The following is a 24,642-nucleotide window of genomic DNA, read 5'->3' as shown; positions in this document are numbered from 1 at the left end:
CGGGAGGAGCTCCGCCGTGCTTCGTGTCGCCGTCGTCGGATCGGGCCCCAGCGGGGTCTACGCGGCCCAGACGCTGGTCCAGCAGCGCGAGGTGCCCGGGGTGCTCGTCGACGTGCTGGACCGGCTGCCCGCGCCGTACGGGCTCGTGCGGTACGGGGTCGCGCCGGACCACGAGAAGATCAAGTCCCTGCAGGGCAGTCTGCGCACCGTGCTGGAGGACGAGCGGATCCGCTTCCTCGGCAACGTCGAGGTGGGCGGGCCCGGACTGACCACGGAGCGGCTGCTGGAGCTGTACCACGCGGTGGTCTACTGCGTGGGCGCCGCCCGGGACCGGCTCCTCGGGATCCCCGGCGAGGAGCTGGCCGGGGTGCACTCCGCGACCGCGTTCGTGTCCTGGTACAGCGGGCACCCGGATGCGGTCGCCGAGAGCTTCGACCTGCCCGGGGCGGATGCGGCGGTGGTGGTCGGCGCGGGCAACGTCGCGGTGGACGTGACCCGGATCCTGGCCCGCGACCGCGCCGAACTCGAGCCGACGGACATGCCGCAGGAGGCCCTGGGCGCGCTCGCGCGCAGCGGGGTGCGCCGGGTTTCGATGGTGGCCCGGCGCGGGCCTTCGCAGGGCAAGTTCACCACCAAGGAGCTGCGGGAGCTGGGCACGCTGCCGGGGGTGGACACGGTGGTCGACCCGGCCGAGCTGGCCATCGACCCGGTGTACGAGGACCCGGCCGCGGCCGCCGCCCTGCCGGCGGTGGCCCGGCGGAACCTGGAGGCGCTGCGCGGCTGGGCCGGGGCCGGGCCGGGCGGGTCCGGGCGGCGGATCGCGCTGCGGTTCTACCTGCGCCCGGTGGAGATCCTGGGCGGGCCCGACGGCCGGGTCACCGGGATGCGCTTCGAGCGGACCGCCCCGGACGGGCGGGGCGGAGTGACGGGGACGGGCGTCTTCGAGGACATCGAGGCGCAGTTGGTGCTCCGCTCCGTGGGCTACAAGGGCGTCCCCCTGGCCGGGCTGCCCTTCGACCCGGCGAAGGGCACGGTCCCGCACGCGGCGGGCCGGGTGCTGCGCGCGGGCCGGGCCTCGGTCGGCGAGTACGTGGCGGGCTGGATCAAGCGCGGCCCGACGGGCGTGATCGGCACCAACCGCCCCTGCGCGAAGGAGACCGCGTCCTCGCTGCTCCAGGACGCCGGCGTGCTGGCCCGACGGGAGTTGCCGGGGGACCCCCTGGACGCGCTCCGGGCGGCGGGCCTGCACCCGGTGGAATGGCCGGGCTGGCTGGCCATCGAGGCGGCCGAGACGGACCTGGGCCGCTCCCTCGGCCGGGGCTCGGTGAAGATCCCGGACTGGGCGGGCCTGTTGGGGGCGGCGGGCCTGGCATAGCGTGGTCCGGACGGCGCGCCGGATCAAGGGAGTTGTGCGGGTGGGACGCGGGATCGCTCTGGCACTGACGGTGGTGGTCTGCGCCGCCGCGCTGACGGCGTGCACGGACGGGCCGTCGCCGACCGGGTTCCCGCCCGGCCCGACGGCGACGGGCACGGCGGCCCCGCCGGAGGCCGCGACGACGGCCGACCGCTATCACGAGGCCGGCGGGGACGCCGACGTGTACGGCATCGAGCCGGACTTCAAGCGGGAGGGCTATCCCCCGCACATCGTCGTCCGCACCCGCAATCCGGACCCCGACGACGCCCTCTTCAAGAAGCAGGCGGCCTCGATCGCCTCGTTCCTGACCGGCAAGGAGGGCCTCTCCCTCGGCGGCGGCTACACGATGGACGTGTACGGCCCCGACGGCCGCCTGCTCCACCGCTGGGACACGACGGTCTAGGAAGCCCCGCCGAGCCGCCCCGCCTCGGCCGTCGCCGCCGTCAGGACGGCGTCGAGCAGGCCGGGGAAGAGGTTCTCCAGCTCGTCCCGGCGCAGGGTGTTGAGCTTCGTGGTCCCGCGGTAGGTCTGGCGTACGACACCGCTCTCGCGCAGCACGCGGAAGTGGTGCGTGGTCGTCGACTTGGTGACCGGCAGGTCGAAGTACGAGCAGGCCAGCTCCGCCGCCGAGGCGTCGAGGTCGCGGACGATGGACAGCCGGACCGGGTCGGAGAGCGCGTGCAGCACGCCCTCCAGGCGGATCTCCGCCGCCTCGGGGTGGTCGAGGGTGCGGGCCGCGTCCCGTTCCGTCATGTCCTTGGCTCCGCTCACTCGGTCCGCTCTGGCCTCCATGGTACGAGAACCATCGTACGACCGGTGTTCACCAGGAGCGGTGGTACTGGTTCGGGGTGCGCGGCTCCCCGCCCAGCTCGGCGGCGGCGCGGCGGGCCCAGTACGGGTCGCGGAGCAGTTCCCGGCCCAGCAGGATCGCGTCGGCCTCCCCGTTGGCGAGGATCTTCTCCGCCTGCTCCGGTTCGGTGATCAGGCCGACGGCCGCCACCGGCAGGGAGGTCTCCGCCTTGACCCGGGCCGCGAAGGGCACCTGGTAGCCCGGCCCGAGGGGGATCGTCACCCCGGGGGCGAGGCCGCCGGTGGAGACGTCGAGGAGGTCCACCCCGTGCTCGTGGAGCAGGGCGGCCAGCCGGACCGTCTCGTCGGCCGTCCAGCCGTCCTCCGCCAGCCAGTCGGTGGCGGAGATCCGGAAGAACAGCGGGAGTTCCTCCGGCCACACGGCCCGCACGGCGTCGACGACTTCGAGGGCGAGGCGGGTGCGGTTCTCGAAGGAGCCTCCGTAGGCGTCGGTGCGCTTGTTGCTGTGCGGGGAGAGGAACTCGCCGATCAGGTAGCCGTGTGCGCCGTGGATCTCGAGGACCTCGTAGCCCGCGTCGAGCGCACGCCCGGCGGCGGCCGCGAACCGGCCGGTGATCTCGGCGATCTCATCGAGCGTCAGCTCGTGCGGCACCGGGTGGCCCTCGGCGAACGGGACGGCGCTCGGGGCGACCGGCTGCCAGCCGTGCGCCTCCGGGCCCACGGGGGCGCCGCCCTCCCAGGTCCGGTCGGTGGACGCCTTGCGGCCGGCGTGTGCGATCTGGATGCCGGGGACGGCTCCCTGGGCCTTGACGAAGGAGGTGATCCGGCGCAGCGCCTCGACCTGCGTGTCGTTCCAGATGCCGAGGTCGTACGGGCTGATCCGGCCTTCCGGGGAGACCGCGGTGGCCTCCTGGATGATCAGGCCGGTGCCGCCGACGGCGCGGGCCGCGTAGTGCGCGAAGTGCCATTCGTTGGCCACACCCGCGTTCGGACCGAAGGCCTCGGCGCTGTACTGGCACATGGGAGCCATCCACACGCGGTTGGGGATGGTGACCGAGCGGAGGGTGTGCGGTGCGAACAGGGCGGCGAAAGCAGCGGGGGCGGCGGAGGCAGCACTCATCAGGGATCTCCAGATGTCACCGGGCGCGCCGGGGATCGGCGGCTAAGTACGAGAGACACCGTACTACGAAATCTCTCGTACTACGAGACCTGTCGTACAAGCTCGTCCAGCTCCGCGCGCAGCGCCCCGGTCAGGGCCTCCAGATCCGGGACGGCGTCCGCGTCGCCGACCAGGCCGTAGTGGACCGTGCCCTGGTAGGTGGAGACCGCGACGGCCAGGGACTGGCCGCGGGCCAGCGGCGCGAGCGGGTAGACCTCGCGGACCCGGCTCCCTCCGAGGGTGAAGGTGAGCCCGGGCAGCGGGACGCTGGTGACCAGGATGTCGAAGAGCAGCCGGGCCGCCTGGGCCACGAGCGGGCCGCCGAGCCGGTGGCCCAGCGGGTGCACGTGGTCGGCGAGCAGGGCGACGGCCCCGGCTCCGCGCGCGGGGCCCGCGTCCTTGTTGCGGTCCATGCCGGTGCGTACGGAGTCCAGGCGGCGCAGCGGGTCGGCCTCGGCGAGCGGGAGCCGCAGGAGGTAGCCGGAGAGCCGGTTCCCGGCGGTGGAACCGGACCTGCCCCGCCGGGACACGGGGATCAGGGCGCGCGGGCCCGGCCCGTGCGGCTCGGGCTCGCCGCGCCCGGCCAGCCAGCGCCGCAGCGCGCCGGCGACCAGGGCGATCAGCACGTCGTTGACGGTGCCGCCGGCGCCCTTGCGGACCAGGTTGACCTCGTCCAGGTCGAGCGCGAGGCCCGCGACGGTACGGGCGCCCGAGCTCTCGGAGCCGGCCACGAGGGCCGCGGGCACCCCGAGCGGCAGGCCGGAGCGGGCCACGGCGGCGCCGATCTCCAGGGCCTGTCCCACGTCCTGGACCCGGGCCGCCAGGGCGCCGGGGAGCCGGCGCAGGGCGGAGCCGGCCCGCTGCTCGGGGACCGGGCGCGCGGGAGTCCGTACGGCGGGCTCCTGGTCGAACCCGTCGAACAGGGAGGCCGCGAGGGCGAGGGCGCCCATGCCGTCGGCGAGGGCGTGGTGGAACTTGAAGAGCACCGCGAAGCGCTCCGGGTCGGGGCCGGCCAGTACGTGCGCCTCCCACGGCGGCAGCTCCCGGTCCAGGGGGCGTGCCATGAGCGGTCCGGCGGCGGTGTGCGGGTCCGCGGCGTCCGTCCGTACGAGGAACACGTGGCGCGCGGGGTCGAACCCGGGGTCCGGCGACCAGGCGGCCGCGCCGACCGGCAGCAGCACGTCGCGGATCCGGCGGCGCAGGCCCGGCACGGCGGCGCAGCGGGCGGCGAGCAGCCCGGCCGCCCGCTCGGCGGGCCCACCGGCGGCGGGCTCCGCGGGCCGTCCCGCGGCGGTCCCGGAGGCGGGCTCCGCGGCGGTCCCGGAGGCGGGCTCGGGGGCGCCGGATCCGAGGGGGACCGACGCCTCGAACACGGCCAGGGCGCCGAGGTGCATGGGGTGGGCGGCGGATTCGATCCGCCAGAAGGCGAGGTCGAGCGGAGAAAGGTGCTCGGTGGCCACGTAGGTCCTCTCGCGTGTGGCGGTGATGGCCTGAAGTCAACCCATTCCAAACAGCTACATGCAAGTGGCAATGATTTCCTGTCGGTAAACGCTCAGTATCGATCAGCTAATCCGGACCCCGGGGAGCGCGCCGGGCCGCTGTCAGTGGGCGGGTGCAGACTGGCCGGAATGAACCGGGAGAACCGGGAAGAAGAGGTCCGAGTCCGGAGGTGCCGGCCATGGCCGAGGTACTGCTGCTCGTGGGAACCCGCAAGGGACTGTTCATCGGCCGTCGGCGGGGCGACGGCCCGTGGGAGTTCGACGGACCCCGTTTCAACGCCGAGGCCGTCTACGCCGTGGCGGTCGACCGGCGGGGCCCGGCGCCCAGGCTGCTCGTCGGCGCCGACAGCTCGCACTGGGGGCCGTCCGTCTTCACCTCCGACGACCTCGGCGCGACCTGGCGGGAGCCCGCGTCGCCCGCCGTGAAGTTCCCCAAGGACACCGGCGCCTCGCTGGAGCGGGTCTGGCAGCTCCAGCCGGCCGGCCCGGAAGCCCCCGGCGTGGTGTATGCGGGGACGGAGCCGGCCGCGCTGTTCCGCTCCACGGACCGGGGCGAGTCCTTCGAGCTGGTCCGCCCCTTGTGGGAGCACCCCAGCCGCGGGAAATGGGTGCCGGGCGGGGGCGGCGAGGGGCTGCACACGGTGATCACCGACCCGCGCGACGCGGACAACGTGACCGTGGCCGTGTCCACCGCGGGGGTGTTCCGCACCGAGGACGGCGGGGCGAGCTGGTCCCCGTCCAACCAGGGGGTCTCGGCGGTGTTCCTGCCGGACCCGCACCCCGAGTTCGGCCAGTGCGTCCACAAGATCGCCCGGGACGCCGGGGACACGGACCGCCTGTACCTGCAGAACCACTGGGGGGTCTACCGCAGCGACGACGCGGGCGCCCGCTGGACGGACATCGGCGGCGGGCTGCCCTCGGACTTCGGCTTCGCGGTGGCCGCCCACCCGCACCGGGCGGACACCGCGTACGTCTTCCCCCTCAACGCCGACTCCGACCGGGTCCCCGCCGAGCACCGGTGCCGGGTCTTCCGGACCCGGGACGCGGGCGTCACCTGGGAGCCGCTCTCCAAGGGGCTGCCGGCCGGGGACCACTACGGCACGGTGCTGCGCGACGCCCTGTGCACGGACGACGCGGATCCGGCGGGGATCTACTTCGGCAACCGCAACGGCGAGCTGTACGCCAGTCACGACGACGGCGAGAGCTGGCAGTTGCTGACCGAGCACCTGCCGGACGTCCTGTGCGTGCGGGCTGCCGTGCTGGAGGAGTAGGCCCGCCGGGGACCGACGGGACCGGGCCGGCAGGCCGACCCGCCGGCCCGGTCGGCAGGTCGGCAGGTCAGCCGGTCAGCCGGTCAGCCGCCCGGCCTGCCGTACGGCCTGCCGTACGGCCTGCGACAGCTCCCGTACGGCGGGGTCCTCGGTGCGTCCGGCCAGCCGGTCCGCGTGCTCCGCGAGGCCGGCCAGCGGGACGGCGCCCGGCACCCGCTCCCAGCCGCCGCCCCGTTCGCGCAGCGCCGAGGCGAAGTACGCGGCCACCGCGCTGATCTGGAGGCGCGGGGGCGCCTCGGTCCACAGGTCCCCCGCCAGCGCGGCCGCTTCCACCCGGCCGGATTCCTCGTGCGGCGCCCGGGTGTTCGGGTCCAGCCAGCGCACCGTCGCCGTCGCCACGTGCCCGGCGGCGCCGGGGCGCAGCCGTACCGCGTACAGGGCGGTCACGGTGTGGCCGGAGCCGACCTCTCCCCCGTCCACGGTGTCGTCGCGGAACGCGTCGTCGGCGACCTTGCGGTTGTCGTAGCCGATCAGCCGGAACCGCTCGACGGACGCCGGATCGAAGGAGACCTGCGCCTTGGCGTCGCGGGCCCGCAGCTGCACCTGGGCCGGGAGGTCGTCGCAGAACACCTTGCGCGCGCCCTCGGTGTCGGAGACGTAGGTGGTGTGGCCGTCTCCCCGGTCGGCGAGCCGTTCCATGAAGGCGTCGTTGTACTCGCTGCCCACCCCCACCCCGAACAGGGTGATCCCGTGTTCCGTCCGCGCTTCGGCGACCCGCTTCAGGATGGTGTCGGCGGAGGTGGCGCCGGTGTTGGCGAGCGCGTCGGAGAGCAGGACGACCCGGTTGGTGGCGCCGGACCGCAGCCCCTTCACGGCCTCGTCGTACCCGCGCGTGACGCCCGCCTCCACGTTGGTGGAATCGGCGGTGCGCAGTCCGCCGACCACCTCGTGGATCCGGTCGCGGTGGCCTCCGACGCGGGTCATGGGCAGCAGGGTCCGGGCGGTGCCGCTGAAGGTGACGACGGCGACCGAGTCGTCCTCGCGCAGCCGGTCGGTCATCAGGTCCATGGAGGTGCGGACGAGGTCGAGGCGCCCGGGCTCGGCCATCGACCCGGAGACGTCCACGACGAAGGTGAGGGCGGCGGGCGGCCGCCGGTCGGCGTCCGTTCCGCCTCCCGCGGTGCGGGTGGCGAGGCCCACGCGGACCAGCGACCAGCTGGGGTCGGCGGTGCGGGCTCCGTCGACGGTGACCGCGAAGCCGTCGCCGTCGGGCTGCCGGTAGTCCTGCCGGAAGCTGTTGACGAACTCCTCGGGGCGCACGCTCGCGGGGTCGGGGAGCCGGCCGTCGGCGAGGGTGCGGCGGGCGTAGCCGTAGCTGGCGGTGTCCACGTCGAGCGCGAAGGTCGAGAGGTAGTCCGCGGGCGGCTTCGCGCTGCTCCGCCCGTCGCTCTCCCCCTCCGGGGCGCCCGCCCCGGGGAAGGAGGCGGCCGGTCTCGGCCGGGAGTCGGCTCCGTTCGCGGCCCGGTCGGCCGTCCGGTTCCCGCCCCCGCCGTCGTATCCGCAGCCGGCCAGCAGCACGCCCCCGGCCGCGAGCGCGGCGATCAGCCGGGCGCGGGGTCTTCTGCGGGCCGGACGGGACGTTCGGGCCGTTCGGGACGTGCGGTCATCCTGATGGGGCGTCATGCCGTCTCCCTCGAAGCGTCGTCGGTGTTGAATCTGACGCGCTGGACGGGGAGTTGGAGCCTTCGAAGGGATTGCGAACGGGTATCGAAGCGACAACGGCAGGCGGAATGTCAAGGTCGGGTGTCGATCCCGACGACATCCGGTATCGCCCGGCATCGTCGGGGATCAGCCGCCCGCAGCCGCCGGTGCGGCGATGCCGCGGGGCGCCGCTCCGGCTCGGCGCGGACCCGATCGGCCCGCCCGGACAGGGCCTACGGCAGGCGCCAGTCGACGGGCTGGGCTCCCTGGCGGGCCAGGAGGTCGTTGGTCCGGCTGAACGGGCGCGAGCCGAAGAATCCGCGGTCCGCCGACATCGGCGACGGGTGGGCGGACTCGATCGCCGGGAAGTCCTGCAGGAACGGCCGCAGGTTGCGGGCGTCGCGCCCCCACAGCACGGACACCAGCGGCTTGCCGCGGGCGGCGAGCGCGCGGATGGCCTGCTCGGTCACTTCCTCCCAGCCCTTGCCCCGGTGGGCCCCGGGGTTGCGGGGCGCGGTGGTGAGCGCCCTGTTGAGCAGGAGCACGCCCTGCCGGGTCCACGGCGTCAGGTCGCCGTTGGAGGGCCGGGGCAGCCCGAGGTCCGTGTTCAGTTCCCGGAAGATGTTCTCCAGGCTCCCCGGGAGCCGCTGCACGTCGGGGGCGACGGCGAAGCTGTGGCCGATGGCCATGCCCGGGGTCGGGTAGGGGTCCTGCCCCACGATCAGGACGCGCACCTCGTCGAAGGGCTGCTGGAAGGCGCGCAGGACGTTCGCCCCGGCCGGCAGGTACGTACGGCCTGCGGCGATCTCGGCGCGCAGGAAGTCGCCCATGGCTGCGATGCGGCCGGCCACGGGGCTCAGCGCCTCGGCCCAGCCGGGCTCGACGAGTTGGTTCAACGGGAGAGCTGCCACAAAGGATCACTCTACTGGCGCAAGCGCCCCCTCCTCGAACCCGGCCGACGGGATAAAGTACGACCGCTCGGTTTTCGGCCTCGTCGGGCTGACCGTATCTCATATTCCGCGGATAAATACGGACAGATGCCGCCCGAGAAGGCCCTCCCGAACACCTGGTTCCGATAAGCCAGTAGCATGCGGCGCCATGAGCTCCCCCACTGGGCCCGCGAATGGCCTGCCCGTACGAATGCCGCGACCCCGCCAGACCGGACGGCACCGCCGGCCCGAGCCCGCGGCGGCGCCAGAGGGCGCGCCCGCGCTGGTGCTCGCCGTGCCGGGTACGCCGTCGGCCGCCTCGCGGGGGCTGGCGGAAGAGATCATCAGCATCGGCCGTTCCGAGCTGCCGGGCCTGGACGCCCGGATCGGTTTCCTGGACGGTGACGACGAGTCCGAGTTCCCCTCGCTGTCCGGCGTGCTGACCGCCGTCGCGACCGAGCGTGCCGAGCGCGCCGAGTTCGCCCGCGCCGCCGGCCACGAGGTGCCCGCGCCGACCGGCCCGGACGCCGTGGTCGTGCCGCTGCTGGCCGGTCCGGACGGCGGCCTGCTCCGCCGGGTCCGCCAGGCGCTGATGGACTCCTCGGCCGCCGCCGAGCTGGCCGACGTACTCGGCCCGCACCCGCTGCTCGCCGAGGGCCTGCACGTGCGGCTCTCCGAGGCCGGTCTGGCCCGCGCCGACCGCGCGCGGCTCTTCACCGTGACCACCGCCGCCGACGGCATCGTGCTGGCCACCACCGGTGGCGAGGAGGCCGTCCAGGCCGCCGGCATCACCGGCATGCTGCTCGCCGCCCGCCTCGCGGTGCCGGTGAAGGCCGCCGCGCTCGACGAGGAGGGCTCGGTGGCCGCGGTCGCCGAGCAGCTGCGCCGGGAGGGTTCCACCCAGCTCGCACTCGCCCCGTACCTGATCGGCCCGGAGGCGGCCGAGGGGCTGCTGGACACCGCCTGCAAGGAGGCCGACTGCGCCGCCGCCGAGGTGCTCGGTGCCTACGGCGCGCTCGGCAAACTGGCCGTCGCCCAGTACTCCGCGGCCCTCGGGATCACCCTGGGCGCCCCCGCGAACTGACGCGGAACCCGCACCGCGCACGGATGAGGCCCCGCCCCCGACCCGGGGAGCGGGGCTTCCGCACGACAGGCCCTAGCCGAACAGCACGCAGGTGGCGGCCGGGACCGGCAGCGAACCGGCGCGGCGGGGCCGGCCGGTCACCGGGTCCACGTCGAACCAGGTGACGTCCCCCGAGTGCTCGTTCGCCGCGTAGAGCCGGCGGTGCCGGGGATCGAGGGCCAGGTCACGGGGCCAGCGGCCGCCGCAGTCCACCGCGCCCGTGCGGCGGGGCTCCTCGGGGCCGGCGGCCAGGGAGAACGTGACGAGGGTGTCCGTGCCGCGTACGGCGACCCAGACGAAGCGGCCGTCCGGCGCGACCACGATCGCGGACGGGTAGGCCCTGACGTCGCCCGGGGCCGCCGCCGGGACGGGCCCCGAGTCGGGCTCCACGGCGATCGGAACCTCCGCGACCGGTTCCAGGGCCCCCGCCCCCGCGTCCCACCGGCAGACGGTCAGCAGCGGCCTCAGCTCGTTCACCACGTACGCGACCTCCCCGTCCGGGTGGAAGGCGAGGTGGCGCGGGCCGTTTCCGGCGGTCAGCACGGTCTCGGCGTGCGGCCGCAGCGTGCCGGTGCGCCCGTCCAGCGCGCTGACGCGTACGCAGTCGGTGCCCAGGTCCACGCTCAGCACCCAGCGGCCGCTCGGGTCGGCCCGTACGTGGTGGGCGTGCGGGCCCTCCTGGCGCTCGGGGTTCGGGCCGGATCCGTGGTGGTGCAGCACCCGCGGGGGCCCAGCCAGGGATCCGTCGCCGGTGATCGCCAGCGCTCCGAGGCCGCCCGAGGTGTAGTGGGCGGTGAGCAGCCACGGCCCGGCGACGTCGAGGTGGGTGGGGCCCGCGCCGCCCACCGGTACGGGGGCTCCGAGCGCGCGCAGCCCCCGGCCCTCCGCGATGAAGGCGCCGGCCGCCCCCTCGTCGCTCTCGCTCACCGCGTAGAGCACTCCCTCGCGTGCGCCTGCCACGAGGTACGAGGGGTCGGCCAGCGCGCCGGTCGTGGAGAGCTCCGTGAGGGCCCCGGTCGCCGGGTCGAGGGCCGCGGTGGTGATGCCGCGCCCGCCCGACGAGGTGAACGATCCGATGTGGACCAGGTGTTCCGCCCCGGCGGCCGTCCTGTCGCCCATGCCGTTCCCCTCCGTCGATAGGTTCGGAGCCGACCGTAACAGAAGGTCTAGACCAAGTCGCGCCCTTGTGCCCTTTCCTGTGCGCCGGGGTGGTGGACGTACGCGGTGCTGCTCGGGCGGTCCTCGTAGGTGCGGTGGAAGACCGGGGTCGCGGAGCCGGAGATCGGCGGCACGATCCAGGACCAGTCGGCGCCGACCTCGCGCCCCTTGCGCTCCTCACGTTCCATGTGGGACAGGAAGCGCCGGGACTCGGTGTGGTGGTCGGCGATCGTGACCCCGGCGCGGTCGAAGGAGTGCAGCACCGCCCGGTTGAGCTCGACGAGCGCGCGGTCCTTCCAGAGCGAGCGGTCGCTGCCGGTGTCCAGTCCGAGGCGGCGGGCGACGGCCGGCAGGAGGTTGTAGCGGTCGGTGTCGGCCAGGTTGCGGGCGCCGATCTCGGTGCCCATGTACCAGCCGTTGAACGGGGCCGCCGGGTAGTGGATGCCGCCGATCTCCAGGCACATGTTGGAGATGGCGGGTACGGCGTGCCACCGCAGCCCCCAGTCGGCCCAGCCGTCGCCCTCGGGGTGCTCGATCGGCACTTCCAGCACGGCGTCCGCGGGGAGGTCGAACCAGCGGGGTTTGTCGTCGACCCCCTGGACCACGAGCGGGAGCAGGTCGAAGGGGGTGCCGGCGCCGCCGCTCCAGCCGAGCCGCAGCAGGGATTCGGTGAGCGGCGCGTTGCGGGCGTCGCCGACGGTTATCGACGGATGGTCGCCGTAGCCCGCGTACCGGACGAGCTGTTCGCTCCAGATCAGCGGGCCGGGGCTCTGCGGGGTGTCCGGGGCGAAGACGGTGATGGTCGGCCGGACCCGGCCGCCGTTGGTCGCCTCGCGCAGGTGCTCGAAGCACTCGGCGGCGATGTCGTCGGCGTCGGTGAGCCCGCGCCGGTCGCGGACCCGCAGCGAGTTCCAGTAGAGCCGGCCTATGCAGCGGTTGCTGTTGCGCCAGGCGACCCGGGCCCCGTGGACCAGCTCCGCATGGGTGTGCCGGTAGGTGCCGGTGTCCGCGAGCTCGGCCCGCACCTCGGCGAGCCGGGTGCGCGGATCGCCCGCGTCGTGGCTCTCCCTGTGGAAGAGTCGGATGAACTCCTCGGCCGCTTCCCACACCTGAGCGGTGGTGGCGCGCTGTTGAAGGATTTCCATTCCGGGCGGTTACCCCCTGTCCGACCAGATCCACCCTGTACATGCCGGATGAATGTGCAATAAACAATCACCGTTTGTACATGCCGCAGGTCAGCGGAGTGTTCCGGGCGCGCCCGGAACACTCCTCCGTGTGGTCTTCGACGATGCGGCTGCGGGGCGCGGCTGACGGGGCGTAGGATTCGTCAACCGCAGGACCTGGCCATGAAAAGCGCCCGTTCGCCGGCCGAGGGCGTGCCCCCGTAGAGGGTGGTGTCGAGGCCGCACAGAACGAACCCCATGCGCCGATAGGCGTGTACCGCCGGGGCGTTGACGGAGCTCACCTCCAACCAGAGGTGTTCGGCGCCCCGTTCGCGGGCGAATTCCGCCGCACAGTCCATGAGCGCCCGCCCGATGCCGCGCCCCCGGTGGGCCGGCGCGACCTCGATGTCCTCGATGGTCAGGCGGCGGTTCCAGGCCGCGTAGCCGGCCGCGACGAAGCCGCACACCCGCTCGCCGTCGAGGGCCACGTACGTGCGTGCGTCCGCGTCCTCCCCCGAGCCGCGGCCGAGCCCCTGCTCGTCGTGCTCCTCGGGCGGGAACTCCTTGTACACCGGCGGGTCCGCGGGGACCTCGCGGAGCAGGAAGCCGAGCCCTCCGTCGGCGGGGCCGACCTCGAAGACCGTGGCGGTGGTGAAGGAGCCGTCCAGCGCTTCGATGGCACCCGCGTCCTCGGGACGGGCGGGGCGGCAGACGATGCCGTCGGCGGAGCCGTGTGCGATGGTCATGAGATCCACGGTACGCAAAAAATCCCCCGGCCGAATTCGCTGCCGAGGGAGAGGAGAGCGTATATTGACTGATTCACGCCTTGCCTGAAAACAAAAGCGTGAACAACCTTACGAGGACACTGTAGCGCGGTGGGAGTGCAATTGTCAACCGAGGAATTCCGGAAAGAGCAGCAATTCGTCACGGACCTCTATCGGCGCCTCGACGACCTGCGTGACCAGGCGGAACACGCCGTGGCAGGGGCATTGCGGGAGGTCGGGAACGGAGCCCAGGCCCGGCTGGAACGCGATGTCCTCGTCGCCGAGCAGTCCGGTCTGCTGTCCGCCCTGAATGCCGGCGAGAACGGTCTCTGTTTCGGCCGTCTGGAGTTCTCCGACGGCCGCGACCACCACATCGGACGGATCGGAATCCGGGCGGACGACGCGGAGCGCACACCGCTCGTCCTGGACTGGCGCGCCGACGTGGCCCGTCCCTTCTACCTCGCCACCGGCCACACCCCCATGGGGCTGCGCCGCCGTCGGCACATCAGCAGCCGGGGCCGGGTGGTCACCTCCCTGCACGACGAGATCCTGGACCTGACCGACACCGAGCGCACCGGCCACGAGGGCGCCGACGCGGACGCCGTGCTGCTCGCGGCGCTCGACGCCGCGCGGACCGGCCGGATGCACGACATCGTGCGCACCATCCAGGCCGAGCAGGACCGCATCATCCGCTCCACGCACCACGGGGTGCTGGTCGTCGAGGGCGGCCCGGGCACCGGGAAGACGGCGGTCGCGCTGCACCGCGCCGCGTACCTGCTCTACGCCCACCGGGAGTTGCTGGCCAAGCGCGGCGTGCTGATCGTCGGCCCGGGCCCGGCCTTCCTCGGGTACATCGGCGGGGTGCTGCCCGCGCTCGGCGAGACGGGCGTCCTGCTCGCCACTCCCGGCGAGCTGTTCCCCGGGGTGCACGCCACGGGGACCGACCGTCCCGGAGCCGCCGCGGTGAAGGGCCGGGCCGGGATGGCCGAGGTGCTGGCCCGGGTGGTCGCCGACCGGCAGTGCCTGCCGGAGACCGTGCCGGCCGACACCGGCGAGGAGTACGACGCGGTGCCCGAGCCCGCCCTGGAGATCGACCACGACGACTACGGCACCCTGCTGCTGGACCGGACCATGGCCCACGAGGCCCGGGACCGGGCCCGGGCCACCGGGCTGCCGCACAACCAGGCGCGTGCCGCCTTCGCCTTCCCGGTCATCGACGCGCTCACGGCGCAGCTCGCCGACCGGCTGGGCGCCGATCCGTACGGCGGCCCGAACCTGCTCGGCCCGGACGACGTCGCCCAGCTCGGCAAGGAGATCGCGATGAGTCCGGCCGTGCATGCGGCGATCGACTCGCTGTGGCCCTCCCTCACCCCGCACCAGCTGGTCGCCGACTTCCTGGCGGAGCCCACGCACCTGCCCCCGCACGAGGCCGAGCTGATCCGGCGCGCGCCCTCGGCGAGCCCGGACTGGACCCCGGCCGACGTTCCGCTGCTGGACGAGGCGGCCGAGCTGCTCGGCGAGGACGACAGCGCGCGGCGGGCCGAGGAGGAGCGGGCGCGGGCGCGCCGCATCGCGTACGCGCAGGGGGTGCTGGACCTGTCGCAGGGCTCGGAGTCGTACGAGTTCGAGGACCAGGAGAGCGAGTACCTCGCGGCGCACGACATCATCGACGCCGAACGGATGGCGGAGCGGTACGAGGAGGCCGACCACCGCAGTACGGCCGAACGGGCGGCGGCCGACCGCACCTGGGCCTTCGGGCACGTCATCGTGGACGAGGCGCAGGAGCTGTCCGAGATGGCGTGGCGGGTACTGATGCGGCGCTGCCCGACCCGGTCGATGACCCTGGTCGGCGATCCCGCGCAGACCGCGGAGGAGGCGGGCTGCGGTTCGTGGGAGCGGATCCTCTCCCCGTACGTGGGCGAGCGCTGGGAGTTGGTGCGGCTGGGGGTCAACTACCGTACGCCCGCCGAGATCATGGAGGTGGCGGCGGCCGTGCTCCGGGAGCGCGATCCCGGTTTCCGGCCGCCGAGTTCCGTACGGTCCACCGGGGTACGACCCTGGGCGCGGGCCGCGGCGGAGCTGTCCGGGGCGCTCGCCCGGGCCGTGGCGCAGGAGCGGCCCGCGGAGGGCCGGCTCGCGGTGATCGCCCCGCGGCCGCTGCACGCGGAGCTGGCGTCCGTACTGCCGGGGGTACGGGCGGGTGCGGAGCCGGACCTGACCCGGGAGGCGGTCCTGCTGGACCCGCGCCAGGCCAAGGGGCTGGAGTTCGACACGGTGATCGTGGTGGAACCGGACGGGCTCCTGCCGAGCGACCTGTACGTGGCCCTCACCAGGGCCACCCAGTCCCTCGGCGTGCTGCACTCCCCCGGCCGGCTCCCGGCGGGGCTGCGCGGGCTCGGTCCGGGGGACGCGGAGGGCTGATCCCCCGCCCCTCCCTCAGGAGGAGCGGGGGGCCGCTCCCGCCCGGTGCGCGCGGGCCGCGTGGACGTCGAGCACGGCCTGGAACTGCCCGCGCGCCTCGCGGACGCGCCCGGCCGCCGCGTAGGCGCGGCCGAGCCGGCTGCGGATGTCCATCTCCAGCCAGTCGTAGCCGGGTTCGGTGAGCGGCGACAGCGAACGGTGCTGGAGGAGGGCCTGGTGGTGCAGGGCGATGGCGGTGTCGGGGTCTCCCCGGCCCTGGCGGGCCGTGCCCAGCCGGGTCAGGCTGCGCGCGCAGAGGAAGACGTCCCCGCCCTGCGCGACCAGGTCGACCGCCTCGCGGAGCAGTTCCTCGGCTTCCGCGTGGCGGCCGAGGCGGAGGTGGATGTCCGCGGCGCAGCTCAGGACCCGGCCGGTCATGCGCGGCCGGCCGGCCGCCTCGGCGTGGGTGCGGGCCCCGGCGAAGGAGGCCAGCGCCTCCTGGTTCCGCCCCTCGAACTGGTGGGCCAGGCCCTGGATGACGAGTGCCATGGCGGCGACCCAGTCGTTCAGCGGCTGCTGCCGGGGCGCGCCGGTCACCGCGCCGACGTGGGAGAGCGCGGGGCCGGATTCGCCCAGGCTGATGTGGAGGGCCCCGAGCCCGGTCAGGGTCCGCGACTCCTCGTACGGGTCGGGCCGGAGCCGGCCGAGGTCCGCCGCCTCGGCGAACAGGGCCCGAGCCCGGGTGTAGCGGCGCTGGAACAGGGAGGTGTAGGCCAGGCAGTTGCGCAGGGCCACGGCCATGCGCGGGTCGGTGGCCCGGTCCGCGTGGGCGAGGGCGGTCTCGAGCGCGGTCTCGCTCTCGTGGTAGCGGCCCTGCCGCACGAAGTAGTCGCACAGCGCCTCGGCGATCCAGCAGGCGTGGTCGGCTTCGCCGAGGGCCGCGGCGTGGCCTACGACGTCGGCGAGCTCACCGCCGGCCGCGTCCAGCCAGGCCTCCGCCTCCCGCCAGTCCGTGAACGCGGGGCGGGTGGGTGCTGGGCCGGTGGGCTCGGGTCCCGTGGGCTCGGGGCCGGTCGGGAAGGCGCCGGAGCCCCAGTCACTGGCGGCCCGGGCGGCGTGGAGGTAGAGGCCGAGTGCGGCCGTCCGTGCGGTGGCGGCCTGCTCCGGCTCGGCCTGGGCGACGCGTCGCGCGTGGACGCGGACCAGGTCGTGCAGCCGGTAGCGGCCCGGCTGCGGCTGCTGGAGCAGGCTGGTGTCGACCAGACTCTCCAGGACCCGCTCGGCCTCGTGGGGCGGCCGTCCGAGCATGGCCGCCGGGGTCAGTGCGTCGAACTCGACCGTCGGCGCCAGGCCCAGCACGCGGAAGCCGCGCCGCTGGTCGGGCGTGAGCTGGTCGTACGACAGCCGGAAGGCCGCCTCGACGCTGCGGTCGCCGACGCTCAGCTCGCCGAGCAGGCGGTCGTCGTCGGCCATGCGGCCCACCAGGTACCCCACCGTCCAGGTGCCCCGGTTCTGGAGCCGTGACCCGGCGATGCGCAGCGCCAGCGGCAGCCCGTCGCACAGCCCGGCCAGCCGGTCCGTCGCCTCGGGCTCCCTGCTCGCGCGCTCCGCGCCGATGAGGTGCGCGAGCAGGGAAACGGCGTCCCCGCTCGCCAGCGGCTCCAGGGTGACGCGCCGGTCGGCGTCCAGGTCGCCGAGCCTGTGCCGGCCCGCCACCAGCACCCTGCTGTCCGCCCCCGCCGGCAGCAGCGGCCGGACCTGGTCCGCGTCCAGGGCGTCGTCCAGTACGAGGAGCAGCCGCAGCGGGCTGGTCGCGGCGCGCCAGGCGGCGGTGAGGTCCTCGAGGTCGCTCGGCAGCTCGCCGTGGGCCGCACCGAGGGAGCGCAGCAGCCGCTGGAGCGCCCGCTCCGGCGACTGGCGCCGGCCGGTGCTGTGCGCGCGCAGGTCCACGAACAGGCAGCCGTCCGGGTAGTGGGCGCTCAGTTCGCGGGCGGCGCGGACGACGAGCGCCGTCTTGCCGACGCCGGCCGTGCCGTCCACCGTCAGGACCGACACGGATCCGGCGGCGGACGGGGCGGTCAGCCGCGCCAGTTCGGCGTCCCTCCCGATCAGGCGGCCGGCGTCCCCGGGCAGTTCGTTGACGGCGGGGCGGGGGCGGAGCGGATCCGGGGCGGGGGCGGGAGGCGCGGAGGCGGGAGGCGCGGGTGCGGCGGGCCGCACCGCCGCAGGGTGCAGGGCGCGTACGTCCTCGCGGCGGAGCACGGCCTGGTGCGTGCGCTGGAGTTCCGCACCGGGGTCGACGCCCAGTTCCTGCCTCAGGCGCCTGCGCAGCTCCTCGTACACGTGCAGTGCCTCGGCCCGGCGGTCGCAGCCGTGGAGGGCGCGCATGCGGAGCGCGGCGAGGGGTTCGTCGGTCGGATCGGCCGCGGACAGGGCGGCGAGTTCGTCCAGGGTCTCGGTGAAGCGGCCCAGCAGGACGAGGCATTCGAGCCGGTCCCGCCGGACGGCGCGCAGGCGTTCCAGGAGCCGCCGGCGCTCGGCGTCGGCGTACGGTCCGGGCAGCCCGGCGAGGGGTTCGCCGTCGCACAGGGCGAGCGCTGCGGACAGCCGGTCCACCGCGGTGGCCGGATCTCCGGACTCCTTCGCGCGGTGGGCGACGGCGGACAGCTCTGCGAGGTCCTCGACGTCGAGCCGGACCGCACCCGCGGCGAACCGGTATCCGCCCCGTTCCCCCCGGATCACCGAGGCGGTCGGGGCGGTGCCCTGCTCGTCGAGTCTCCTGCGCAGGGCGTAGACGTAGCTGGGCAGCACCTTCAGGCCGGAGCCGGGCGGTCTGTCGCCCCAGACACCGTCGAGCAGCTGTTCACCGCTGACCAGGAGCCCCGGCCTCAGCGCCAGTGCGGCGAGGACGGCCTGCTGCCGGACGGGCCCGAGGGCCAGCCCCGTGCCGTCGCGCCAGGCCCGCACGCTGCCGAGCACCGCGATCCGTAACCGCCGACGAGATCCCGCCCCCACTGCCGAATGCCTCCACCCCGCGCCGCAGATCATCAGAACTTCATCCGCATTGCAGCGCCTTCCGCGACGGTTTCGCAAGCGCGGCGGCCGCCACGAGGGGTGCGGCCGCCGCCACGACCGGGGAAGGAGCACGGACATGACCGTCATCGACGGGTCTCTCACGACGCTGCTGAAGACGCGGGGGCTCTTCCTCACACGGGAGCGGAGCGATGCCGCTGGCATCGTGTACGTCTGCGTGGACGACGGGCTCCCCGGCGGCTATCCGGTCGGCTACGTCGTCCCGTCCCGTGCCGGGACCTGGTTCGCGTACGCCCGGGCCCGCGCCGGCCGGGTCTTCGCCTGCGACCAGGTGGACGCCGGGCTGCCGGGGATCGACGCGGCCGTCCGGTCCGTCCTGGACCACGCGCGCTACGGGGACGTCCTGTACGCCCTGGCACGGGAGAGCGGGTCCGGGGAGACGTACACCGCCGAGCTGCACCGGGAGCACGCCGCCTGGCTCGCCTCGCTGAGCGCGCCGAAGGGGATCAGCCGGCTGGGCGACGGGAGGGTGCGCCTGACCGGCCCGGCCGTCGCGTACCTGCGGGGCCTTCCCGCACGCCTCGGGTGCCATGTGGACGCGGAGGACCGCATCTGGCTGGCGGGAGAGCCGTACCGGCTGGTCCGCGAGACCCGGTAGGGCCCCGGGAACGGCGGAGCGCCGGCCCACGGGGCGGTCCGCGGGCCGGCGCTCAGGCCGGGTGTCGGGCGTCGGGTGCCCGTCAGGCGTCGACGAGGGGGGAGGGCCGGGAGCTGCGCAGGGGGCCGGCGAGCTCGGTGAGCGCCTGCTCGAGGCCGTACAGGTGGGCCAGTGCGGGTTCGGTCTCGGCGGCCCGGGGTGCCGTGCCCGGCTCGGCGGTGTGCCGGTCGCGGTCCCTCTCGCCGGCGGCGGTCAGCGCCTCGACCGCCGCTTCGACCCGCCAGCAGGCCGCGGCGAGGCGGGCGTCGTGGCTCGCGTCCGGGTCGGCGGCGACCGCGGCGAGGCCGCGGACCTCGCGGGCGCAGTCGTCCAGCAGTGCGATGACCTGCCCCGCGCGCTCCTTGCGGCCCCGGAACGGGCTCAGGGGGTGCACGAGCGGTCCGAGCGCCATCCGCACGCGGGCCAGCAGGACCTCCAGTTCGGCCGCGTGCGGCGCGGGGTCTGCGGTGGGGGAACCGGCGAGGCGCGCGGTGGCCTCGGCGGTGGCGGCGTGGACGCAGCGCAGGGCCCGCCGGATCCAGGCGGAGTTCGTGGCGTGGGTGGTGACCGGCAGGATGAGGACCACGGCGAGGGCGGCGCCGAGCGCGCCGATCGCGGTCTCCTGGAACCGCAGGAGCAGCAGACCGGGGTGCAGGACGCCGAGGAGGCCGTAGAGCAGCCCGGCCATGACGGTCACGAAGAACATCATCCACGAGTACGAAGGGGCCGCGGTGTAGAAGATCCCGAAGACGCACGCGGCGACGAGCACGGCGGTCGGCAGGGGCGCTCCGTGCAGCGGTACGGCGATCAGCAGGCCGGCGGCGATGCCGATGACCGTGCCGAGGACCCGGCGGAAGCCCCGTACCAGGGTCTCGCCGCGGGAGGTGGTGTTGACGAAGATCCACCAGGCGGTGCCGACGGCCCAGTACCAGCGGTCCTCGGAGAGGTACTGGCCGATGACGAGCGCGAAGGCGCAGGCGGCGGTGGCCTGGAAGGCCTGCCGGGTGGTGGGCCGGGCGAGCCCGGTCCCGGGCAGCCCGGGCGGGGCGGGCGGCGGCGGGGTGCGCCGCTCGATGGGCCACAGGACGAAGCGCACGGCGCCCGAGGCCAGGAGTGCCAGCCCGACGGCGGCGAACAGCTCGGGCAGCTGTGCGGGCACGGCGTGCAGGAACTGGGTGACGAAGAACATCATGAAGCCGAAGATGCCGAGGGCGTGCCCGCGCGGCCCCCAGCGGCGGGCGTAGACGCCGGCGAGGACGACGGCGAGGAACGCGGCGTCCCGGGCGAGGGGCATGCCGTGCAGGCCGGTGGCCAGGGCCAGGACCGGGAATCCGGCGACGGGCAGCAGGGCGGTGGTGACGCGCTGGGCCGGCACGTTCGGGTCCAGGACGGTGAACAGGGCCAGCAGGGCCGCCAGTCCCCCGGTGATCGAAGCGGTGAGGGAGAGACCGCACAGCTCGGCGAGGGCCACGGCGGCGGCGACGCCGATCACCGCGCGGGCCGAGTTCCGCAGTCTCGTGAGCCCCGGGTCCGGAGCAACGAACATCCTCTTCACGGCGGTGTGCCGCCCCCCTTGCGATGGTGCGCGCCGGTTCCGCGGGCCTCCCGGGGGTGGTGGGAGGCCTGCGGACACGACGAAGGCACCGCGGTCCGGTCCGGCCTCGTTGCCGGTCCGGCGCTGCGCGGCGCCGTAGATACATGGATAGGACACAGATAAGCATGTAGAGGGCAATGGCTCAACCTGGGAGCGCACGAGTGGGCCAATGGCACAGTCCTGAGGGGCGATTCTCGGCCATGGGGAGACCAACGGACGGCAAACGTCTCGGCAGGTGTGTCCGCGCCCCTGTGATCGGCGGGTTTGCGCCGCTACATTGCCCACGGCCCCGCGGGTGCGCAGGCGGGCGGAGGGGTGAGGAGCGGGGGAAATGAGCTCTGGGGTCTTCGCGAAAACGGTCGGGACGATCAGCGGGAAGACCGCGGCCGCGGTCGCCGCGGGGGTCGTGGTGGTCGGCGGCGCCGCGGGGGCCGGCGTCTGGTGGACCACGCAGGGGAAGCCGCACGTGGTGGTCGTGCAGCGCAGTGCGTCGGTACAGGTGCCCTCGGGCGGCGAGCAGTCGGTCGTCGCGGCGTGCGCGAAGCACGAGACCGCGCTCGGCGGCGGATACGCGGTCGCCGGCGGCGGCTTCGCGACGACGAGCGAGTTCGTCGGCGCGGCATGGCTGTCGGCGGCGTACAACCCGGGGGACGCGCCCGTCACCCTCACCTCGTACGCGCTGTGCGTGAACGCCAAGCCGGAGTTCGAACCGCACCAGGAGTTCACCGGCCGGGCGGCGCACGCCTTCAAGGACCACTCGGCGAAGATCGCCAGGACCGACGAGGGCCCCCTGCACGACCTGTCGACCGACGGCCCGTACACCGAGGCCTTCCGCAAGGCGCTGGCGCGGCCCGCGTGCACGGGCGGCTTCACGATGGTCGGAGTCGAGTTCCGGGCGACGCGCTACCTCCAGGGACGGGCCGTGGCGCCCGTACCGATGGACATGCTCACCACGGACGAGGCGCTCGACGGGAAACCCGCGCCCGGACACTGGACGGTGTCGGTCAATCCGGGCACGGAACTGACCCCGGTCTCCTTCCGGATGTGGAACTCCGAAGGGGCGGAGCGCAAGACCCACGTCCTCGACCCGCAGCCCCCGCAGTCGAACTACGCGGTCGACCTGCGGCCGGTCTGCGTCAGGCTCAAGGACGTCTCGATCGCCACCGCCACGGTCGCGGTCGGGGCGGGCGGCACCGCGGACGCCACCGTGAAGTGCCCGAAGGGCCGGCTGGTGCTGGGCGGCGGCTTCCTGTTCCCGGCGGACAACGAGCGGGGGGCAGGCCCCCAGCGCTACTTGGGCGACGGCTGGCTGTACGCGTCGACGGACGCGCCCACGCCGGGGGCATCGGGCCGGCCGGTGAAGGACTGGCACGTCACGGGTCACAACCAGCAGCAGGCGGGCGCCGACTACCACGACACGGTCTGGATCGAGCATTCCGACGCCGAGACCCTGACGGGCAACGTCTACCTCGACAACCACGCCCACGGCGCCGGTGACGACCGGCTGCGCGTCTTCCCCGCCCCCGACAGCCAGCGGATGGTCGCGAGCGCCGTGTGCGGCACCATCGACGCCGAGCCCACCTCTCCGGACAAGGGGGCCGCGCCGCCCACCGTGAACCGGCCGGTGCTGCCGCCCGCCCTGGACCTGGCGCCCTCGAAGTCCGGGCCCGCGGCCTCGCCGAGCGCGCTGCCCGGCGGATCGCCCTCGCCGAGCCCCAGCGGCTCCCCGGGCGCCTCCCCCACGCCGCGTACGCCGACCACTCCCGGCCCCACGACGGGCGGCCCGGACCAGCCGCCGCCCGCCACCCAGCCCGGGCACTCGCCCTCCGCGCAGCCGCAGGCCCCTGCGGTGTCCATCCAGCAGCCGGGCGGTGGCGGCAGGCTCCGGCGCGGCTGCGAGGAGTCGTTCGCCGGTACGGCGCGCACGCGCCCCGGCGACCGGGCCGTCACCGATCCGCAGGCCACCACCTGGCAGATCATCGGCCCGAACGGGCCGGTGACGATCGGCGCCGGAGCGTCCGGCCGGTTCCCGGTACCGCTGCTGGCGGACGGGACCTATCCGCTCGTCTTCTCCGCGACCGACGTGGCCTCCGGGCTGACCGGGAGCGCGAGGATCTCGGTGCAGATCACGGGGTGCCTGCGCTGACCTGCCGGTCCCGGCGGAGACACCGCCGGGCACCTGGCAGCAAACTGCAGCCCCGGCGGCAGTTTGCTGGCGTCGCGGGCCATTGGAGCGGGCTTCGGCTGATGACAGATTTCTACCTGTCACCAGCACGACGACCCACTCGGAGGAAAGTCATGAACGCCCAGCTCACCACCCGTGCCAAGGCCGCCGCCGTCCTCATCGGCCTCTGTACGGCCCTCGCGCTGGGCGTCGTCACCACCGCCGAAGGGCCGGCCGCGCGGGCCGACAACGGCTGGCAGTCGACGCCCGCCACCGTCGTCCTCGCGGAGAACGGCTGGCAGGTCGCCCCGCTGGACAAGCCCGAGAACGGCTGGCAGTGACCGCCCGTCTGGAGCACCGCGCGCCGGTCCGCAGCCGGCAGATCGAGCTGGTGGCCCGCGCCGACTCCGCGGCCGTCGCCGAAGTCGCGCCGCTGAGCGTGGTCCGCTGGCTCGCGCTGCTGCCGTCCGCCTGGCAGGCGGAGTTCCACGGCCTGACGGACGACGGGCTCTCGATCGTCCTGCGGTTCTCGCGGGACGGGGACGTTCCGGTGTCGCGCGCCTGTGCCGAGGCGCGGCGCGCGCTGAGCGACCCCGCGATGGACGGCTGGGAGTTCCTGGCGTGCCGCGAGGTCGGATGAGCGGCGCGGTGCGCAGGTGCGGGGGTACGGAGCAGGGCCTGATCCACTGGGTGCAGTGGTCAGGCCCTTTTTGTCGTGCGCGCTGCCGGTCGGGCGCGCGCTGCCGTACGGAACGGGCGGCTACATCCAGCCGCGGTCCTTGGCGAGCATCGCCGCCTGGAAGCGGTTCGACGCTCCCAGCCGCAGGAGGAGGTCGGCCACGTGCCGCCGGAAGGTGCGGATGGAGATCCCCATCTCGCGGGCCGCGATCTCGTCCTTGTCGAACCGGGAGAGCAGGGTCAGCACCTCGCGGTCGGTCTCGGTGATGCCGTCGGAGTCCTCGCTCGCGTCCTTGCCGGGCAGGGGTTCCGCAGAGGCCCAGACCTTCTCGAAGAGGGCGACCATGTTGGACACGAGTCCGCTCTGGCGGACCAGGAGCGCCCCGCGGGCGCTGTCGGTCGGGTCGAGCGGCACGACGGCCGTGGCCCGGTCGTAGATCACCATCCGGTCCATGACCTTGTCGACCGTTCGGAATTCGGCCCCCATGTCGGCCATCTCGTAGAGGTAGCCGCGGGTGGCGGGGTCTTCCAGCGCTGTGCGCAGGACCACCGTTCTCATGGTGATCCCGCGCCTGATACATCGGAGGTCGAGGGGGCGGGCGGCCTCGATGAAGGCCGGTGTGAGGGGTCCGTCGGGCTGCAGCGCGAACATCTCCTCGCGGGCGAAGAAGGCGAGGTCGTCCAGCCGGGCCCGGATCTCGGCCAGCCCGTCGATCCGCTCGATCCCGCCTGCCGGGCTCTCCTGGCGGTCCGCCGCGCGCGCCGCCTCCACCAGTTCGGGGATGAGCTGTCGGGCCGAGGAGACCAGCCGCAGCTGTTCGTTGAGCTCCCCCAGCCGCTGCTCGATCAGACGCTCGATCCCGAGGGCGGGGTCGATCGCGACCCATCGTCCGCCACCGGCGTCCCGGACCAGTTTGTGCCGGCACAGGCTCCGCAGTGCGGAGTCCGCTTCGTCCCGGCTCATCCCTAGTTTTTCACCGGCCGCTTCGGGGCCGGAATCCGGTGTGCGAAGAAAGTGCCGGTACACGCTCTCCTCGCCCCGGCTCAGCCCCAGACTCGTCAGACTCACGACGCATTCCCCCCTG

The 24,642-nt window shown here is 74.3% G+C and carries 20 protein-coding genes; 9 read left to right on the top strand and 11 right to left on the bottom strand.

The genetic code is table 11. The features are described from left to right. Positions 1-16 precede the first annotated feature (16 nt). The gene (locus ACIGFK_RS15215; RefSeq protein ID WP_386467077.1) at positions 17-1,375 is read left to right on the top strand and encodes an FAD-dependent oxidoreductase; all 1,359 of its coding nucleotides are present in this window, start codon (positions 17-19) and stop codon (positions 1,373-1,375) included. 40 nt (positions 1,376-1,415) lie between these two features. Next, on the top strand, positions 1,416-1,817 hold the full coding sequence (locus tag ACIGFK_RS15210; protein WP_376655050.1) for a hypothetical protein: 402 nt from the start codon (positions 1,416-1,418) through the stop codon (positions 1,815-1,817). Here ACIGFK_RS15210 and ACIGFK_RS15205 read toward each other — a convergent pair. From ACIGFK_RS15205 to ACIGFK_RS15195, 3 genes are all read right to left on the bottom strand, one after another. After that, positions 1,814-2,167, bottom strand: a complete 354-nt coding sequence (locus tag ACIGFK_RS15205) for an ArsR/SmtB family transcription factor (RefSeq protein ID WP_376655097.1) — start codon at positions 2,165-2,167, stop codon at positions 1,814-1,816. The genes ACIGFK_RS15210 and ACIGFK_RS15205 overlap by 4 nt on opposite strands. A gap of 67 nt (positions 2,168-2,234) precedes the next feature. Further along, a complete protein-coding gene (locus tag ACIGFK_RS15200) occupies positions 2,235-3,344 on the bottom strand; it encodes an NADH:flavin oxidoreductase/NADH oxidase (protein WP_376655049.1) in 1,110 nt (369 codons plus the stop codon). Between the two features lie 80 nt (positions 3,345-3,424). Then, a complete protein-coding gene (locus tag ACIGFK_RS15195; protein WP_376655048.1) occupies positions 3,425-4,843 on the bottom strand; it encodes a wax ester/triacylglycerol synthase family O-acyltransferase in 1,419 nt (472 codons plus the stop codon). Between the two features lie 218 nt (positions 4,844-5,061). Between ACIGFK_RS15195 and ACIGFK_RS15190 the strand changes: the two genes are divergently transcribed. Next, complete coding sequence (locus ACIGFK_RS15190) at positions 5,062-6,153, top strand: WD40/YVTN/BNR-like repeat-containing protein (RefSeq protein WP_400052056.1); 1,092 nt, start codon at positions 5,062-5,064, stop codon at positions 6,151-6,153. A 75-nt stretch (positions 6,154-6,228) separates the two neighbouring features. Here ACIGFK_RS15190 and ACIGFK_RS15185 read toward each other — a convergent pair whose 3' ends face one another. Continuing rightward, complete coding sequence (locus ACIGFK_RS15185; protein ID WP_400052054.1) at positions 6,229-7,836, bottom strand: von Willebrand factor type A domain-containing protein; 1,608 nt, start codon at positions 7,834-7,836, stop codon at positions 6,229-6,231. Between the two features lie 251 nt (positions 7,837-8,087). Continuing rightward, positions 8,088-8,765 (bottom strand): uracil-DNA glycosylase, encoded by a 678-nt coding sequence (locus ACIGFK_RS15180; RefSeq protein ID WP_376655045.1) that lies wholly within the window; start codon positions 8,763-8,765, stop codon positions 8,088-8,090. 187 nt (positions 8,766-8,952) lie between these two features. On the opposite strand from ACIGFK_RS15180, the gene ACIGFK_RS15175 reads away from it, so the two are divergent. After that, positions 8,953-9,867: a sirohydrochlorin chelatase gene (locus ACIGFK_RS15175; RefSeq protein ID WP_376655044.1), complete on the top strand. Its 915-nt coding sequence runs from the start codon at positions 8,953-8,955 to the stop codon at positions 9,865-9,867. A gap of 72 nt (positions 9,868-9,939) precedes the next feature. Here ACIGFK_RS15175 and ACIGFK_RS15170 read toward each other — a convergent pair whose 3' ends face one another. From ACIGFK_RS15170 to ACIGFK_RS15160, 3 genes are all read right to left on the bottom strand, one after another. Further along, on the bottom strand, positions 9,940-11,025 hold the full coding sequence (locus tag ACIGFK_RS15170) for a lactonase family protein (protein ID WP_400052052.1): 1,086 nt from the start codon (positions 11,023-11,025) through the stop codon (positions 9,940-9,942). Between the two features lie 47 nt (positions 11,026-11,072). After that, positions 11,073-12,209: a nitric oxide synthase oxygenase gene (locus ACIGFK_RS15165; protein ID WP_376655042.1), complete on the bottom strand. Its 1,137-nt coding sequence runs from the start codon at positions 12,207-12,209 to the stop codon at positions 11,073-11,075. Positions 12,210-12,391: 182 nt separating this feature from the next. Further along, complete coding sequence (locus tag ACIGFK_RS15160) at positions 12,392-12,973, bottom strand: GNAT family N-acetyltransferase (RefSeq protein ID WP_376655041.1); 582 nt, start codon at positions 12,971-12,973, stop codon at positions 12,392-12,394. Positions 12,974-13,114: 141 nt separating this feature from the next. Between ACIGFK_RS15160 and ACIGFK_RS15155 the strand changes: the two genes are divergently transcribed. Beyond that, the gene (locus ACIGFK_RS15155; RefSeq protein WP_376655040.1) at positions 13,115-15,412 is read left to right on the top strand and encodes a HelD family protein; all 2,298 of its coding nucleotides are present in this window, start codon (positions 13,115-13,117) and stop codon (positions 15,410-15,412) included. A 15-nt stretch (positions 15,413-15,427) separates the two neighbouring features. On the opposite strand, the gene ACIGFK_RS15150 is transcribed toward ACIGFK_RS15155, so the two are convergent. After that, positions 15,428-18,370, bottom strand: coding sequence for an AfsR/SARP family transcriptional regulator (locus ACIGFK_RS15150; RefSeq protein ID WP_400052049.1), 2,943 nt, complete (start codon positions 18,368-18,370; stop codon positions 15,428-15,430). 172 nt (positions 18,371-18,542) lie between these two features. Here ACIGFK_RS15150 and ACIGFK_RS15145 point away from each other — a divergent pair, with 172 nt between their 5' ends. Continuing rightward, positions 18,543-19,082, top strand: a complete 540-nt coding sequence (locus tag ACIGFK_RS15145) for a hypothetical protein (protein WP_376655038.1) — start codon at positions 18,543-18,545, stop codon at positions 19,080-19,082. 82 nt (positions 19,083-19,164) lie between these two features. Here ACIGFK_RS15145 and ACIGFK_RS15140 read toward each other — a convergent pair whose 3' ends face one another. After that, complete coding sequence (locus ACIGFK_RS15140; RefSeq protein ID WP_376655037.1) at positions 19,165-20,667, bottom strand: FUSC family protein; 1,503 nt, start codon at positions 20,665-20,667, stop codon at positions 19,165-19,167. 379 nt (positions 20,668-21,046) lie between these two features. Between ACIGFK_RS15140 and ACIGFK_RS15135 the strand changes: the two genes are divergently transcribed. The 3 genes from ACIGFK_RS15135 to ACIGFK_RS15125 all read left to right on the top strand — a co-directional run bounded on the left by ACIGFK_RS15135 (position 21,047) and on the right by ACIGFK_RS15125 (position 23,519). Then, on the top strand, positions 21,047-22,861 hold the full coding sequence (locus tag ACIGFK_RS15135) for a hypothetical protein (RefSeq protein WP_386467067.1): 1,815 nt from the start codon (positions 21,047-21,049) through the stop codon (positions 22,859-22,861). Between the two features lie 152 nt (positions 22,862-23,013). Next, positions 23,014-23,220 carry a hypothetical protein gene (locus ACIGFK_RS15130; protein ID WP_376655035.1) on the top strand — a complete coding sequence of 69 codons (207 nt, stop codon included), beginning with the start codon at positions 23,014-23,016 and terminating at the stop codon, positions 23,218-23,220. Beyond that, positions 23,217-23,519 carry a hypothetical protein gene (locus ACIGFK_RS15125; RefSeq protein ID WP_376655034.1) on the top strand — a complete coding sequence of 101 codons (303 nt, stop codon included), beginning with the start codon at positions 23,217-23,219 and terminating at the stop codon, positions 23,517-23,519. Before ACIGFK_RS15130 ends, ACIGFK_RS15125 begins: the two co-directional genes overlap by 4 nt. Before the next feature lie 120 nt (positions 23,520-23,639). Here the strand turns inward: ACIGFK_RS15125 and ACIGFK_RS15120 are convergent, their stop codons facing one another. Continuing rightward, entirely contained in the window at positions 23,640-24,521 is an 882-nt protein-coding gene (locus tag ACIGFK_RS15120; protein ID WP_376655033.1) for a helix-turn-helix transcriptional regulator, read from the bottom strand. Positions 24,522-24,642 lie beyond the last annotated feature (121 nt).

The organism is Streptomyces sp. NPDC085524, assembly GCF_044541755.1.
Taxonomy (GTDB): domain Bacteria; phylum Actinomycetota; class Actinomycetes; order Streptomycetales; family Streptomycetaceae; genus Streptomyces.
Note: the sequence above shows the minus strand (reverse complement) of the source record. Positions and strands in the feature narration are given on the sequence as shown.

What these genes read in the sequence shown, in the direction of transcription:
- ACIGFK_RS15205 (WP_376655097.1), bottom strand. Translation starts at nt 2,167, where the DNA reads ATGACGGAACGGGACGCGGCCCGCACCCTCGACCACCCCGAGGCGGCG.
- ACIGFK_RS15200 (WP_376655049.1), bottom strand. Translation starts at nt 3,344, where the DNA reads ATGAGTGCTGCCTCCGCCGCCCCCGCTGCTTTCGCCGCCCTGTTCGCA.
- ACIGFK_RS15190 (WP_400052056.1), top strand. Translation starts at nt 5,062, where the DNA reads ATGGCCGAGGTACTGCTGCTCGTGGGAACCCGCAAGGGACTGTTCATC.
- ACIGFK_RS15185 (WP_400052054.1), bottom strand. Translation starts at nt 7,836, where the DNA reads ATGACGCCCCATCAGGATGACCGCACGTCCCGAACGGCCCGAACGTCC.
- ACIGFK_RS15175 (WP_376655044.1), top strand. Translation starts at nt 8,953, where the DNA reads ATGAGCTCCCCCACTGGGCCCGCGAATGGCCTGCCCGTACGAATGCCG.
- ACIGFK_RS15170 (WP_400052052.1), bottom strand. Translation starts at nt 11,025, where the DNA reads ATGGGCGACAGGACGGCCGCCGGGGCGGAACACCTGGTCCACATCGGA.
- ACIGFK_RS15165 (WP_376655042.1), bottom strand. Translation starts at nt 12,209, where the DNA reads ATGGAAATCCTTCAACAGCGCGCCACCACCGCTCAGGTGTGGGAAGCG.
- ACIGFK_RS15160 (WP_376655041.1), bottom strand. Translation starts at nt 12,973, where the DNA reads ATGACCATCGCACACGGCTCCGCCGACGGCATCGTCTGCCGCCCCGCC.
- ACIGFK_RS15145 (WP_376655038.1), top strand. Translation starts at nt 18,543, where the DNA reads ATGACCGTCATCGACGGGTCTCTCACGACGCTGCTGAAGACGCGGGGG.
- ACIGFK_RS15140 (WP_376655037.1), bottom strand. Translation starts at nt 20,667, where the DNA reads ATGTTCGTTGCTCCGGACCCGGGGCTCACGAGACTGCGGAACTCGGCC.
- ACIGFK_RS15135 (WP_386467067.1), top strand. Translation starts at nt 21,047, where the DNA reads ATGAGCTCTGGGGTCTTCGCGAAAACGGTCGGGACGATCAGCGGGAAG.
- ACIGFK_RS15130 (WP_376655035.1), top strand. Translation starts at nt 23,014, where the DNA reads ATGAACGCCCAGCTCACCACCCGTGCCAAGGCCGCCGCCGTCCTCATC.
- ACIGFK_RS15120 (WP_376655033.1), bottom strand. Translation starts at nt 24,521, where the DNA reads ATGAGCCGGGACGAAGCGGACTCCGCACTGCGGAGCCTGTGCCGGCAC.